This window comes from Corynebacterium sp. ED61, assembly GCF_015233855.1.
In the GTDB taxonomy this organism is placed as follows: domain Bacteria; phylum Actinomycetota; class Actinomycetes; order Mycobacteriales; family Mycobacteriaceae; genus Corynebacterium; species Corynebacterium dentalis.
The window spans coordinates 80,331-95,668 of record NZ_JADGIT010000007.1 but is presented as its reverse complement, the minus strand read 5'-3'; the positions used below and the strand labels follow the sequence as shown (position 1 = coordinate 95,668).

Genomic DNA, 15,338 nt, shown 5'->3' with positions numbered 1-15,338 from the left:
TGCCACCCCGAACTCCACCCTGGGCTCACCTACGCACTCCGAAACGCGAAGAGCCGGTATAGGCGCAATCAAGCGCAGTTACGGAGCCAAAGGTGTATTCGCAACAATGCTTAGTGGCATTGCGCTAGTTGCGGTCATTGTTTGGGTGGGATCACTCTTGTGGAATCACAGCATTCCCGCACCCTGGCCAGGAATTTTTCTCTTCACCATTCCCTTGATTCTGCTCGCATTAATAACGGCTCGTGTCGCAGCCACAAAGCAATCCTTTGGGAACGAAACACGAGCCGTCTAAGTTAAAGGGTTGGAGTCGAACTCAGGTCAAGTTCCTCCAAGTATCAGTGAACTACCTGGAGCTACCTGCCCTTTTTGCCGAAGCCCATCTTGGATAGATCGATGTTCTCGAATCCAGGGGGCATCTGCTCCTGCATCTTCTGCAGCTCGGCCATATCCGGCATTCCGCCACCACCGGGCATCCCGGGCATTCCCGGCATGCCGCCCATTCCTGGAGGCATCTTCGGCTGAGTTGGGCCACGACGCTTAGCGTTCTTGCCCTTCTTGCCCTTCTTGCCCTTGCGGTGGTTCTTCTGCTTCTTCGTCGCCGAGCCACCGCCCATGCCGAACTGGCCGGCCATCTTGCCCATCATCTTCTTCGCCTCGAAGAAGCGCTCCACCAGCTGGTTGACGTCCGCAACCTCTACGCCGGAACCGTTGGCGATGCGCTTACGCCGGGAAGCGTTGAGGATCTTGGGATCCTGACGCTCGCCCGGGGTCATGCCGCGGATGATCGCCTGGATGCGGTCGAGCTGCTTTTCATCGACCATGTCCGCCATCTTGGACATCTGAGAACCGCCCGGCATCATCTTCAAGATGTTGCCCAACGGGCCCATGCGGCGAATCATCATCATCTGCTCAAGGAAGTCCTCCAGCGTCAACTCGCCAGAGGCCATGCGCATAGCGGAGGACTCCGCCTGGTCCTGATCAAAGACCTTTTCGGCCTGCTCAATCAGAGTGAGCATGTCGCCCATGCCCAAGATGCGGTTGGCCATGCGATCAGGGTGGAAGACATCGAAATCTTCCAGCTTCTCGCCGGTAGAGGCGAACATGATCGGCTTGCCGGTGACCTCACGGATGGACAGCGCTGCACCGCCGCGGGCATCGCCATCGAGCTTGGTGAGCACCACGCCGGTGAAGTCCACGCCGTCACGGAAGGCCTCGGCGGTGGTCACCGCATCCTGACCGATCATGGAATCGATGACGAACAGGACCTCGTCAGGCTGGACAGCATCGCGGATGTTGCGGGCCTGGGTCATGAGTTCTTCGTCGATACCCAATCGGCCCGCGGTATCGATGATCACGATGTCATGCTGAGAGCGCTTGGCTTCTTCGATACCGGACTGGGCGACCTGGACAGGGTCGCCATGGCTGGTGCCCATTTGGTGCTCCAGCGAATCCATCGAGGTACCGGGATCCGGAGCGAAAGTAGGAACGCCTGCGCGCTCACCCACGATCTGCAGCTGCTGGACTGCACCAGGTCGCTGTAAGTCACAGGCCACCAGCATCGGGGTGTGGCCCTGCCCTGCCAAGTGCTTGGAGAGCTTTCCGGCCAGGGTGGTCTTACCCGCACCCTGGAGACCAGCCAGCATGATGACGGTCGGTGGGTTCTTCGCCAGATTCAAACGGCGGGTTTCGCCGCCGAGAATCTGGATGAGCTCCTCGTTGACGATCTTGACGACCTGCTGAGCAGGGTTCAGGGCCTCGGAAACTTCAGAGCCCGCCGCACGTTCCTTGATGCGGCTAATGAAGCCACGGACAACAGTCAGGGAGACGTCAGCCTCCAGCAACGCCAAGCGGATCTCGCGGGCTGTGGCATTAATATCCTGCTCGGTTAACCGACCCTTGCTGCGGAGCCCTTGGAGGGCGCCGGAAAGGCGATCTGAAAGCGACTCAAACACGCTGTGTCTGTCTCCTTCTTCGCGTCTCGTTCCTGCTCAAACAGGCACTTTGTGGTGCTCGGCGGGAATGTGGTCACCGCCAGAGCCAATGTCTAACTCCCCTACCTTACAGGGGAGCTCAACAACCACTGCTTTCCAGCGCGGTAATTAGCGCACGCCACTATTCGTTCTCGTAGTGATAGGCGGTCTCACGGTGCAGCGCATTATCAATACCGGCTTCCTCGTGGATGCCCTTGATGCGCCATCCCATCGTGTACTTCAGCGCCAATCCGATGATCAAGGTGACCACGGCACACCACAGCGCGGCGAACAGCACGATGACAATCTGCACGGCCAACAGCTTGAAGCCATCAGAGCCACCACCCGTGAACAGTCCGATATCCTTGGCAAACAGGCCACAGGCGATCGTTCCCCACAGTCCTGCCACCAAGTGCAGACCCACCACGTCGAGGGAATCATCGAAACGGAAACGGAACTTCAAGCCCACGCCGTAGGCAGCCAGAATGCCGCCGATGAGCCCGGCAATCAGCGAGGTTAGCGGCGTAAACGTGCCAGCAGCCGGGGTGATGGTCACCAACCCAGCCACCACACCAGAGGCGGCACCCAGTGACGTCGTCCGGTGATCACGCACACGCTCGACCAGCAACCACCCGAGCATCGCGGCGCACGCAGCAGCGGTGGTGTTGATCCATGCCAAACCGGCCAGACCATCAGCAGCAAAGGCAGAGCCACCGTTGAATCCGAACCAACCAAACCACAGCAGTGCCGCGCCCAACATCACCAGCGGCAAGTTATGCGGCTTGGTCTCTTCTTCCATGAAGCCACGGGAATGGCCGATGATCAGTGCCAAGATTAGACCTGCAATACCGGCGTTGATGTGCACCACGGTGCCACCAGCGAAGTCGATCGGTGCAATTGCGGCGACAGTCTCGCCCGCCTCATCGATGGTGCCGAACATCCAGGAAGCGATGGAATCTTCCGCGTGGCTCAGCAGTCCGCCACCCCACACCATGTGTGCCATCGGGAAATACGCAAAGGTGACCCACAATGCGGTGAACAACAGCCACGTCTTGAACTTCACTCGGTTAGCCAAAGAACCAGAGATGATGGCCACGGCGATCGCAGCGAAGGTGACCTGGAAGCAGATATCAATCACATTGGCGTACCCAGCCGCACCCTCGATGTAATTGCCCGCCTCATCGGTGATGGCATTTTCCAGGCCGAAGAACTCAAATGGGTTAGAGAACAATCCCAGCCACGATTGGGTTCCGTAGGACATCGACCAGCCCCACAGGATGTAGACAACCCCGACCACTCCGAGCGAGCCGAAGGACATCATCATCATGTTGATGGCGGACTTCTGGCGGGACATGCCTCCGTAGAACAAGGCAAGTGCGGGGGTCATCAGGAGCACCAGGGCGGCACTCATGAGCATCCACGAGGCATTACCGCTGGTGGCGGCGAGCTGGTCAGGGGTCATTGGTCAATCTCTTTCTCGGGACAACACTTCTGTCATTAGCTATCTAAGACAGCCGATGTGTCCATTACTCGGTTATTTTTTTACAACCTCGTGAACGGAAGCCCGAAATGTTTCCGCAATGTTTCCCAACGGCCAGCTAGCGGCGGCGGAATTTACCCGAGCAGGGCGTCGACAAAACTCTCCACCTCAAACGGAGCCAGGTGATCCTCGCCCTCGCCGAGACCCACCAACTTCACCGGTACGCCCAGCTCTTCCTGGACCTGGAAGACAATGCCGCCCTTGGCAGTGCCGTCCAACTTGGTGAGCACCACGCCAGTGATGTCCACAACCTCGCGGAACACGCGCGCCTGGGTCAGGCCGTTTTGTCCCACGGTCGCATCCAGTACCAGCAGCACTTCGTCAACCTTCGCCCGCTTTTCCACGACACGCTTGACCTTGCCCAGCTGATCCATCAGACCCACGGAGGTGTGCAAACGTCCTGCGGTATCGATCAACACGACGTCCGAAGAATCCTCGATGCCCTTGGACACGGCATCGAAAGCGACGGATGCAGGATCCGCCCCCTCATCACCGCGGACAGTCTTGGCGCCGACTCGCCGACCCCACGTCTCCAGCTGATCTGCTGCTGCCGCGCGGAAGGTATCCGCCGCGCCCAGCGTCACGGAGTGGCCCATGCCGATCAACACACGGGAGAGCTTGCCGGTGGTGGTGGTCTTACCCGTTCCGTTCACGCCCACTACCATGATCACGGCGGGCTTGCCCTCATACGGCATGGCCTTGATGGAGCGATCCATCTGCGGCTTGCACGCATCGATCAGCGCAGCGCGCAGCATCGCACGGGCCTCTGCCTCGCTGGAAACACCCTGCGTAGCGATCCTTCCGCGGAGGTCATCGACCACCGCCAGTGTGGTCTTGGTGCCAAGGTCTGCCATCAGCAGCGTGTCCTCGATCTCCTCCCACGCATCTTCGTCGAGGTCGCCAGCGGACAAAATTCCCAGCACCCCCTTGCCGATGACATTCTGGGACTTTGCCATGCGCGAACGCAGCTTGCCCATGCGTCCATCCACGGGAGCAATGTCATCCGCCGGGTCCGCAGTCGGCTGTTCTTCCTGGATTGTCTCCGGGGTAGTGGCCTGTTCAACCTGTTGGCTCTGCTCTTCCGCCCGAGCGACAGCGGCATCGTTGAGCTGGTCTTCCGGGGTCTCGGAGGGCTGTTCGGGTTGCTCTTGTTCCTTTTCGACGCCAACCTCGGCCTCTTCAGCCTCTGGCTTGTCCTGGGCCTTGTCCGCTACAGGAGGTGCAGTCACGGGTGGTGCGGCCACGGGTGGCACGATTGGCGCGGAATCGGCCTTCTGCTCCGGCTTCTCTTCTGAGTCCTTCCCCGGTTTCTTTTCTGGCTCAGCTTGCTTTGGCTCAGACTTGTCTGACTGCGCTGGCTCTGGCGTCTTTGGCTCCGGAGTCTGCGGCTTCTCTACCGGCTTGGCTGGTGCGGGAGCTTCTTCCTTGGCAGGCTCAGGCTGCTTGGGTTTCGCCCGCTTTGGTTCTGGCCGCGCCTCCGGCTGCCGGAGGGAATCTGCCGGACGGTTAATCCGTACTCCACCGATGGTGGTCTGTCCCTCGTCCGTGCCTTCCTGAGCAGCTTCCTTCGTGGCACCTCCAGAGGTGAAATTGAAGCCGCTTTGCGCCTGGTAATTGCCAGACGATGGCTTCGGCTTCTCGATCTCCTCCTTCTTCTCGAAGGAAACCTGCTTGGCCTTATTCCTTCGCAGCCCGAAGACGATGAGCAAAATGGCGATGATCACAACAAGGACGACGCCAATGATGATCCACGTGAGCAGTGAAAGTTCCATGACTACCAGTAAACCAAAGTTGGTATTGGTGGGCTCAGACCACCGGTCTACCACTACTGAGCATGATCGACTCCCTGCGATCGCTTCCCCTCACCGGAACGATCCCCATGGTTATCGCCTGGGCTCTCCTTCTGCTGACATTCGCTGCACTCATCGCGCTTGTGCCTTCTCGTACCCGCACACGATCAGCACTGTTCACCTGCGGGATTTCCCTGGTACTCACGGGTGTCGCAGTTGGCGCCGCTCTGCGGCTGGCGCAAACTCCCGCCAGCGAGTTACGCCCCGCCTCGTTTGCTGCCTCATCTGTAGGCCTCAGCAGTGTTTTAATTTCCTTCCGCGTGCTCGTTCGCAAGTTTTTCAGCTGGCGCTCACTTGTCAGCCTGCTGACTCTGATCGTCAACCTTGCCGCCGGGTTGTTGGTAGCTAATCAATCCTGCAACTTGTACCCGGACTCCGATTCATTCTTCCCCATCAGTCATTACAACCAAGCGTCTGCGGAGCAGATCCCCGAACCCGATCAACAGCCCGCTTCCATTTCGCTGGCGGAATGGAATAAACTGCGCACTGCAGGAATGCTCCAATCTGCAAATTTCCCGCAAAGAGCACTCGGGTCAGCATGCCGGTGCCCACACCGCACTCCGGATTCCAAGCTCGCAATGCATAAGTTTGCCTCCCTCCGGCCGGGTTCTCCACACCCCGCCCCCCAGCTTCCAGTGCTCACCCTGATGAATGGATCCCCCGGTGGACCCACACAGTGGTTCGAGGGAAGGCGGCCTAGCCAATGTGGTGGACAACTACCAGGCCACAAATAACGGCATTATCCCGATCGTGGTAGCCATCGATGCCACCGGAGACGTCGCCGCCAATCCCGTGTGCACGGACAGTCCAAAAGACAAGGTAATGACCTATCTGACCCAGGAGGTGACCGACTCGATCATACATCGTTTCAGCCCCAACCCAGACCAGAAGACGTGGACCATCGGTGGCTTTTCCTACGGTGGCACGCGCCCTCCAGGTGGTCACCAACTCCTCTACCAGCTACGGAAATTTCCTGGACTACTCCGGTGAGCTGCGCCCCAATGACAGTTACTCTCGCCAAACCACCGTCAAGAATTTCTACGAGGACAGCGAAGCACTGTTCCAGCAACGCAACCCGCTAGACATTCTGCACCACGCCACCAATGACAAAATTTCTACATTCCACGGAATCAGCGGACGGTTCGTCGCAGGCAAGTCCGAAAAATCTGCTCAGCAGGACCTGAGCACACTCAACAACAAAGCCCGCACAGCCGGCACGGACACCACCTACTGAATGGTCCCCGGAGGCCACGATTTCGGGGTGTGGAGACACGCCATCGCCGAGGACTTCGCCTACGTCGCCCAGCGCGGCAGGCTCTAACTACAGGGTTAGTCTTCGGCTTCGACTTCCTCAGGTTCGGCGTCGGGACCAAACACACCGAGTACCATGGCCTCCGCGCTGACGATGTCCCCGGTGACCAGATCCGGCACCAAACGAGCCATCTCCGACCATGCGCCGTAGACATTGGGTAGCTTGCCCAGGTTGCTCAATCGGCCGTGGGCGTACATGCGGGCAGCCAGCGCGAACATCATCGACAGGACCGGCACCAGCGCCCACCGGTTGGCGGGATCGTCCGTGTCCACGCCGTCGAGTCGCTCGAAGCGCACGCGCGCGGACAAGTACAGCTGGCGGTTGGAGCTCTTGACCTTGCGCAGAATCTTCACCGCGGTGGTCATCAGCTCCGGGTCGCCCAGCAACTCGCTAAGCTGCTCGCGCTGCGTGAACGTCTCGAACACACTGATCAGACGCGTATTTTCCTCGCTCAGCGCACCCGGGACCACTCCCGCTCCATTGAAGAACGAGTCCAGCACGGCCTTCTGCTGCGCCGGATCCAGATGGGCGATCTGCACGGTCGTGGCATCGATACACGCCGTCTCCAGCGTGCGGTCGCGACCCGTGTCCATCGTCTCCACCAGTGTGTGACCGGCGATCTCAGCCAGCTCCGTGCGCAACGCTTTGGCGTGCGCCGTGTCATCTTCTTCGGTGAAAAGGTCGCTGAGGACCTCCAGCGCCGCGATCCAGGGCGCATCGCCGCGTCGTGTCTTGTCGTGGCTCTCACCGTCGGTATTCTCCGACGCCACCTTGCCCTGCACCAACCCGGAGGAAATGAACTGCGCGGGGCGGTCGCTGGCAGGCACCAGCGAGGTACTCATCGCATGCATGGACGCCGCAGGATTGACGGATAGGGCCTCGCGGAGCTTGGCGTGGAGATCGCCCATGACCGGAGAACCCGCCTCCGCGCTGACACGGTGTTTAAGACCACCGGCGAGCACATCCCACAGCGTCGGGAGGATCTCTGTGTCCTGCGGCAGCTGGTCGGTCTCGCCCGCCAGGAAGGCAGAGAGCTGAGTGTAAGGTGAGGCGGGGTCGACCAGAGATCCACCGAAGAAACCAGGGTGATCCACCCGCACGGCTCGGCTGCCGGGGAACTCGGGGGCGCGCAGGAAATTGAAACGATCCGTGGAGAACAGTTGGACGGCCAAAGGGCCGGCGTCGCGAAGTTCTGCAGGCAGGGGTGCTCCGATCTTGACGCTGCGGGCTGGCTCCCACGGCGCGGTCAGAGGCCAGATCCACAGCGCCTTGCCCGTCAAGCGATCGGGATCATCGCACTGGACATCGAGGGTGTGATCCTCCATATAGGTCACGGTGACCTCGGAACCAGGGACGATCCGCGCCATGCGCACGCTGACTCGGCGACCAGCAGCAGCATCCACGAACTCCAGCTCCAGCGACCCCTCGGACATGATCTGCACGGATGGCGCAATGGCCTGCAGATTAACCCACCAGGTGACGTTGTCCTGGGTCTGCAACTTCGCGGTACGTGCCGGAGAGCCGTGACGATCACGAACCACCAGACGGGCATCAGAAATGGCGGCCTCCGGGCGTACGCGGAAACGCGTGTTCAGGTCCAGCCAATTCGCCGCGATCCGCAGCGCTTCGGTACGCCACACGGGTGCCTCGCCCTGCATGGGCAACTGGAAGCGAATGCGCGGTGGATTGACTACCACGGGCAGAGCGTCACCGGCATCTGTCTCGATCACAGCCGTGGCAAAGCGGTCCGACGGGCTCAGGTGCAGCGGTGCGATGCGCTCAAACGGCTTGTCTCCGGATCGCAACCGGACTGTAGTGGGGCTCAAGCCGGCAGTCAGTGGCAGGCGAGTATGTGGAGAGGCGCCATCGATCTCGACCTCCACGTTCATGCCTTCTACCAGCGCGAACTCGTGGCGGAAGCTCTCGTAGCGCGGACCGCGCAAGCGCACCAAGTACTCGCCGACCCACGGGCTGTCATAGGCCTCGGGATCGAAGACATCAAAGACTCCACCTTCGGCGGAGACCTCCAGGGGCTCCTCCTCAGAGACCGCCTCGCCGGGCACGCCGGGGCCTGCGTAAGCGGACACGGATACGTGCCACAGTTCGGTATCGCCGGAGATCGTCGGCGGGAACTCCACACGCAAGCTCTCAGAGAATATGGGCTTGCCACTGGCAGTCTCGATCGACGGCTCCGGCTGATCCGGCTCCACGAACAGCACGCGTTGACGCGGATCCACGGCGCGCATCGTGTCCATAGACGGACGTCGCTCCCCCGAACGCTCGATGTGCAGGCTCAGCGCATCCGAGAGGTCCAGGCGACGGATCACCCAGCCATCCCATAGCTTCATGGGCCTCTCCCACACCACGGGGATCGAACGATCCTGAACCGGATCCACCGCAGTCGTATCCTCCGGGCACACAACGATCACCGAGACGCGATGAAGCGTGTCCAGCTCCGTGAGCTCCGCGCCACGGACAGAGAAGATCAGCGCGGGCTCCGGCCGGTTGATCACCGGCAATGTCCAGTGCTCGCCGTGAGTCATGCTGTGCACGTGCAACTCGCGCAGCGGGCGGCGAATCGGCAGATCCACCACCTCAGAATCGGAACCGCCCAGGTGCTCGGAGCGGCCCGTGCGGAATGCATGCGGGCGCCCGTCGGTATCCACGCGCCAGCGGATCTCTGCGGCAGGTTCTTCCTCCACGGAGGGCAAGCTCTGCGCAGGCAAGCGCAGCACCACACGATTGCGATCCACATCCAACCGCAGCCGCGGTTGGTCCTCACGGTGAGCCACGCCCACGGCGTAACGCCGATCCTCGGTGCCCACCGGGCGCTCGCGCAGCTCCTCGATCACGTCTTCCAAGATCAACCGAGGAAGTTTTACCGCTGGCAGAGTGTATTCCCACGTCTCCGGGTGTGCTTCCGCATGGCGGATCACCTGCACCAAAGGCGTGAATAGACGCTGCGCAATCTGCGGCTTGAGCGTGCACAGCGGACCGGCCTGCAACTCGCCCCCTGCGAGTTGCTGCACCACTGCGGCGGCTTCCTGTTCGGTATCGTCTACTGCGGTTGCGTCTTGGCGTCGAGAATCAAAGGCCTCAACCACCTCCGGGATCCAGTCCGTGGCCAGCCCCACGTGCAAGAACAGGCGACCGTTCTCTCCATCCGGACCGCCCACGGCCTCATCGAATGGATCCAAGCCAGCCGCCGAAAGAATCTCCGCAAAACGGCCTTCAACGCAGGTCAAGCGCTCGTCCGTAGGCTCCAGACCCAGCCCTGCCCAGAACTCGCGAGGCAGCTCGCCCACACGGTTGAAACGAGCCGCGCGCGTGATCAGCGCAGTTGCGGTCAAAGCCGGGCAAGCTGCCAACAGCGCCGCCGGATCCGCCCCCGCAGCCAGCTGACGGGAGAGGAAGGTACCGAAGAATCGAGAATAGCGTTCCAGCTGGTCACCAGCGATATCAAGATCCACAAAGAGCTCCACATCGTGAAGCCGGGCGGCTAACGCTGCTTCCGCTGTGGAAGCCCAGGGTAGGAGTGTGTCATTCACGTCTGCGATGGGGCTGTCAGTCACGCGGACAATCCTACGCTGTGAGATTTTGCACGCGCTAGGCGCCCGCCGGCTGCATCCTCTGCGAGATCACGCGAGTGATTCCATCGCCGCGCATCGTCACGCCGTAGAGCACGTTAGCCACGTCCATCGTGGGCTTTTGGTGCGTGATGACGATCAGCTGCGAATCCTTACGTAGCTCCTCAAACAGCGCGATGAGGCGGCGCAGGTTCACGTCATCCAGCGCAGCTTCCACCTCGTCCATGACGTAGAAAGGCGATGGGCGCGCGCGGAAGATGGCCACCAGCATGGCCAGCGCCGTCAGGGACTTCTCGCCACCGGAAAGCAGCGTCAGACGCTTGACCTTCTTACCCGGTGGGCGCGCTTCCACCTCGATGCCGGTGGTGAGCATGTCTTCCGGTTCCGTGAGCACTAGGCGCCCGGCACCGCCTGGGAACAGGGTGTTGAAGACCTTCGGGAACTCCGCTTCCACGTCCTTCCAGGCTTCCGTGAACAGCGTGAGGATGGTGTTATCCACGTCCTTGATCACGTCTTGCAGGTCCTCGCGGGCTCGCTCCACGTCGTCCAGCTGCTGTGCCAGGAACGAGTAGCGCTCTTCCAGCGCCTTGTATTCCTCCAGCGCCAGCGGGTTGACCTTACCCAGCGAGTTCAGCGCCTTTTCCGCCTTCTTCAGCTCCGCGCGCGTCTCGGTGGCATCAAAGTCCTCCGGCAGCTCCTCGGCGAATAGCTGCTCGGCGGTCATGCTGAGCTGCTCCATCGCGTTATCCAGCGCTTGTTCAATCTTGAGTTGAGCTTGACTGCGGGCCAGCTCTGCTTGGTGCGCGGAGTCCGTCAGCCGTCCGAGCTGCACAGACAATGCGGAGACCTTGTCCTTTTGCTGGCTCATCGTGGTCTGCCACTGCTTGTGCTGCGCATCGGTGGCCTGGCGGGCTTCCTCCGCTCGGTGCAGAGCGTCCTCGATGCGGTGGCCTACGCGCTGGGCCTGCTCTAGCACGGCTGCCGCGGTCTGTTGTGCTGCTATGCGCCGTTGCTGCGTCTTCTCAAACTGCTCGCGCGCTGCCTGTTCCTGGCGGGCCTGCCTCCGCAGTCCCTCAGCCCGGCCGCGAGTGGCACCGGCGCGCTCCTCGGCGGTGCGCAGGGCCAGGCGAGTTTCCATTTCTAGCGCCTTAACCTGGGACAGCGCCTGCGCAGCCGCATCCTTCTCGTGCGTCGAGGGCTCCTGCTCCTCCCCCTCGTCGTCGATGCGTGCCACACGATCAGCCAACTCCGCGACCTGTTCCTCGGCCTTATCCAGACGCTGTTGTGCAGCCTCGGATTCGGCCGTTGCGCGCTGCAGCTGCCGGCTGGCCGCCTCAAACGCCTTCTGTGTGGCCGCCGCGTGGCGCTGCTTGCCTTCCAACGTGGCCTTGTGCGCCTGCATCGCCGCACGCGCACTGGCAGCTGCGGTTCTGCGTTCGGAGGCCGCCTCCAAGGCACCGTCGAGTGCCGCGTGCAGGTCCGCGAGTTCCTTTTCCTTCATTTCGACGCCACGCTCCGCCTCGTGCACACGCTCCGCCAGCTCCACGGCAGTCGTGCCTCCGGTACCTGCGGCCGCCCATCCGGCGCCGAAGATCATCCCGTCCTTGGTGACGGCACGCAGGCGCGGATCTTCGCTCACCACCTTGCGAGCTTGTGTCGCGTCGTCCGCGGCAACCACATCCACCAGCAACGAGCTCAGCGCGCCGCCGATGGCCTCTGGTGCGTCCACGAGATCCAGCAACCACTGTCCGTGAGCCGGAGCTGTGTCCAAGCGCCAGCCCTTCGTGCTTCCCCCTTCGAGCAGCACCGCGCGGCCTTGGGATTCGGTGCTGAGGGCGCGGAGTATGGCGTCGGAAATAGAAGAATTGGGGGAATCGGAATCACCGATCACCATGCCTGCGGCGGCCTCACCTAGCGCGGCGGACAGGGCGGTGCCCCACCCCTCGCGGGCGACGATGACCTCAGCCAGAGCAGTGGCCTGCGCATCTTGCTCCTGGGCCACGCGGGTGACCACCTCGGCACCGTCGGTGGGGCGCATCTGGTCATTCCACGCGCTGATGGTGGCGCGCAGGGTGGCCACTTCGCGCTCCAGACCCAGCTGCCGGGCCCGCAGCTCGTCTGCGCGGGTCTCGGCGGTGGCGGCTTCCCGTTCGGCGCGTTCCAGCTGGTCGGCAAGGTCAGAACCTGAAGTCTTTGCCTCCATGGAGGTCTCCGATGCCAGTTCCAGCTCTTCGGCCGCAGCGTCCACGGCCTCCTGGTGGTGCTCAACAGTTTGGGAAAGACGCTCCACCTCGGATCGGGTGGATTCCACGGTGGCGGCGGCGGCTTCGTGCTGGCTGAGCAGGCGCACCACGCCTTCACGACGGTCGGCGATGGCACGCACCTGGGCGAAGTGTTCTTTTTCTGCCTGCCGCGCCGCATCCTCGCGCTCGGCGACTTCTTCCCGCACGGTCTCGAGCTTTTCGGTGGCCATCTCCACGGCCTCGTCCAGCTCTTCCTGCTCCTGCTCGGCACGCGCGGCGCGTTCCATGAGCTGGTCAGGGTCTTGGCCGGACCATTGCGCCGAGTGGTGTTGTTCGGCGCGGTCCGCGGCGATGCGGATGGTCGCCGAGTTCTTCTCTGCCACGGCGGATAAGCGGTACCACAGCGTGCGGGCGGATTCTGCGCTCTCCATCGCGGTGCGCAGCTCTTCTTCGGTCACGGCGAGTCGCTCGGAGTGCTCCTCTAACTGGTCTTGCAGCTCCTCGACTTGCTCGGCTACCAAGCTGGCCCGGCCGGATACCGAGTTCAACTCTTCGGACAGCGTCTGCACGCGGTGCACGGTCAGCTGCACCCGCGACTGGCGAATGGTTGCCTGCACCGTGGATGCCTTTTGTGCTGCCTCAGCCTGGCGAGCCAGTGGTCCTAGCTGTTTGCGCAGTTCGTCGGTGAGATCGTGCAGGCGGTCGAGGTTGGCCTGCATGCTCACCAGTTTGCGTTGCGCCTTTTCTTTTCGACGCCGATGCTTCAGCACTCCCGCGGCTTCCTCGATGAATGCGCGGCGATCCTCCGGCTTGGACTCGAGGATTTGCGCGAGCCTGCCTTGTCCCACGATCACGTGCATTTCGCGGCCGATGCCGGAATCGCTGAGCAATTCCTGGATGTCCATGAGGCGAGCCTTGGCGCCGTTGATTTCGTACTCGCTAGCACCGTCGCGGAACATGCGACGGGTCACGGAGACTTCCGAGTACTCGATGGGAAGGGCGCCGTCGGAATTATCAATGGTCAGTGTGACCTCGGCGCGCCCCAGCGCCTTGCGCTCGCCCGCTCCGGCGAAGATGACATCTTCCATCTTGCCACCGCGCAATGTTTTGGCTGAGTGCTCACCCATCACCCACGCCAGTGCGTCCACCACGTTGGACTTGCCCGATCCATTAGGCCCCACCACCGCGCAAATGCCCGGCTCGAGTTTCAAGGTCGTCGCAGACGCAAAGGACTTAAATCCCTTGAGGGTCAGCGACTTCAAATACATCGGTTCAGAATAACATCGTCCGGATTAGGCGCGGGAAGCTCGCTCATCCCAATATGCACGGGTGGTCACGGGATCCGTACCGTCCCAGCACTCCACGTTCTTCAGCTCAGGAAGATCGTCGCGGTGGAAGATCGGCTCCAAGCCCTGCCTCTTCTGCGCGGAGTAATGACGCAACAGCTTCACTGCTACCCCACCCAGAGGGAAGATGGCGATCAGGTTAATGACCACCATGATGGCCGCAAAAGTATCCGCCAAGGACCACACCAGCGGCACGGTGCCCACGGCGCCGCCGAACACACAAGCAACCACGAGGACGCGGAAAGTAATCATCACTGGCTTGGACTTGGTGAAGTACTCCACGTTGGCCTGTGCCAAGTAGTAATTGCCCAACACGGAGGAGAACGCCAGGAAGAACAAGATGAACGTGACGAGGTGAATTCCCCAGTCGCCGATCTGAGAAGCCAACGCGTTCTGGGTGAGGTTGGCGGATTCCATGTCCTCTCCGAACACCGGGTTAGACAGCAAGATGATGAATGCGGTGATGGAACACACCACCAGAGTGTCGAAATACACGCCCAGGGCCTGCACCAACCCCTGTTTGACGGGGTGCGATACTGCGGCAGTAGCGGCCGCATTAGGAGCGGAGCCCTGGCCAGCCTCATTAGAGAACAAACCACGGCGCATACCGTTCATGAACGCTGCACCAATGGTGGCACCGGCGATTTCCTTGAAACCGAGGGCGTGGGAAATGATGCTGCCGATCATCGCCGGAACTTCCGTGATGTTGAGCAGCAGTACAATCACGCCGACCACGATGTAGATTCCGGCCATGAACGGCACGATGATCTGCGTGGCGTTCGCAATGCTGCGCACACCACCGAAGATGATCACGGCCGTCACCGCGGCAATCACTCCGCCGATGATCATGCGGGTGGTTGTGGACACGTCACCGCCCAATGAGGTTGCCGTGGCCTCCACGATGGAGTTAGTCTGCACCGCGTTGTAGACGAAGCCATAGGTGATGGTGATGGCGATGCCAAAGATGACCGCCAACGGCTTCAGACCCAAACCACGCGTCATGTAGTACGCAGGTCCACCCACATACCCTTCTTCACCACGTGATTTCCACAACTGCGCCAGTGTGGACTCCACGAATGCAGTTGCGCCGCCGATGATGGCGATCATCCACATCCAGAACACTGCGCCAGGTCCACCCAAGGAAATGGCGATGGCCACGCCCACCACGTTGCCGGTACCCACGCGGGAGGCCGCAGAAATGGTGAAGGCCTTGAACGCGGAGATGTCGTCCCGGCTGTCGCCATTATCCGGCTTGTCGCGCAAGGAGCGGAGCATGTCTGGGAACATGCGCACCTGCACGATGACCGTGCGCAGCCCGAAGTAAACACCGGCGGCGATCAACAGGAAAGGGATAACCTTCCACACGTTGTTGTTGATCACGTCAGTGATGAAGGTTTCAATCTGAGTGAGATCCATAGCGCAAAACGTATCCTATGGACAGCAGATCCGGTGCATTATTGCTGACATTTTGGGAAAATGCTCACTTCAGT

8 protein-coding genes are annotated in these 15,338 nt (G+C 61.3%); 1 reads left to right on the top strand and 7 read right to left on the bottom strand.

Annotated features, from left to right (window positions below):
* Positions 1 to 353 precede the first annotated feature (353 nt).
* The 4 genes from ffh to IM764_RS08680 form a co-directional block, all read right to left on the bottom strand.
* Entirely contained in the window at positions 354 to 1,952 is a 1,599-nt protein-coding gene (gene ffh / locus IM764_RS08695) for a signal recognition particle protein (protein ID WP_194187557.1), read from the bottom strand.
* Positions 1,953 to 2,112: 160 nt separating this feature from the next.
* Entirely contained in the window at positions 2,113 to 3,432 is a 1,320-nt protein-coding gene (locus IM764_RS08690; protein ID WP_194187556.1) for an ammonium transporter, read from the bottom strand.
* Positions 3,433 to 3,584: 152 nt separating this feature from the next.
* Positions 3,585 to 5,282: a signal recognition particle-docking protein FtsY gene (gene ftsY, locus IM764_RS08685; protein WP_194187555.1), complete on the bottom strand. Its 1,698-nt coding sequence runs from the start codon at positions 5,280 to 5,282 to the stop codon at positions 3,585 to 3,587.
* A gap of 774 nt (positions 5,283 to 6,056) precedes the next feature.
* Positions 6,057 to 6,224, bottom strand: coding sequence for a hypothetical protein (locus IM764_RS08680; RefSeq protein ID WP_194187554.1), 168 nt, complete (start codon positions 6,222 to 6,224; stop codon positions 6,057 to 6,059).
* Between the two features lie 40 nt (positions 6,225 to 6,264).
* Between IM764_RS08680 and IM764_RS08675 the strand changes: the two genes are divergently transcribed.
* A complete protein-coding gene (locus IM764_RS08675; protein ID WP_194187553.1) occupies positions 6,265 to 6,594 on the top strand; it encodes a hypothetical protein in 330 nt (109 codons plus the stop codon).
* 95 nt (positions 6,595 to 6,689) lie between these two features.
* Here the strand turns inward: IM764_RS08675 and IM764_RS08670 are convergent, their stop codons facing one another.
* From IM764_RS08670 to IM764_RS08660, 3 genes are read right to left on the bottom strand one after another with little or no spacing between them, the layout of a single operon-like run.
* Entirely contained in the window at positions 6,690 to 10,244 is a 3,555-nt protein-coding gene (locus IM764_RS08670) for a hypothetical protein (RefSeq protein ID WP_228073660.1), read from the bottom strand.
* Positions 10,245 to 10,278: 34 nt separating this feature from the next.
* The gene (smc, locus tag IM764_RS08665) at positions 10,279 to 13,770 is read right to left on the bottom strand and encodes a chromosome segregation protein SMC (RefSeq protein ID WP_194187552.1); all 3,492 of its coding nucleotides are present in this window, start codon (positions 13,768 to 13,770) and stop codon (positions 10,279 to 10,281) included.
* Between the two features lie 24 nt (positions 13,771 to 13,794).
* Positions 13,795 to 15,264, bottom strand: coding sequence for a sodium:alanine symporter family protein (locus IM764_RS08660; protein WP_099297139.1), 1,470 nt, complete (start codon positions 15,262 to 15,264; stop codon positions 13,795 to 13,797).
* Positions 15,265 to 15,338 lie beyond the last annotated feature (74 nt).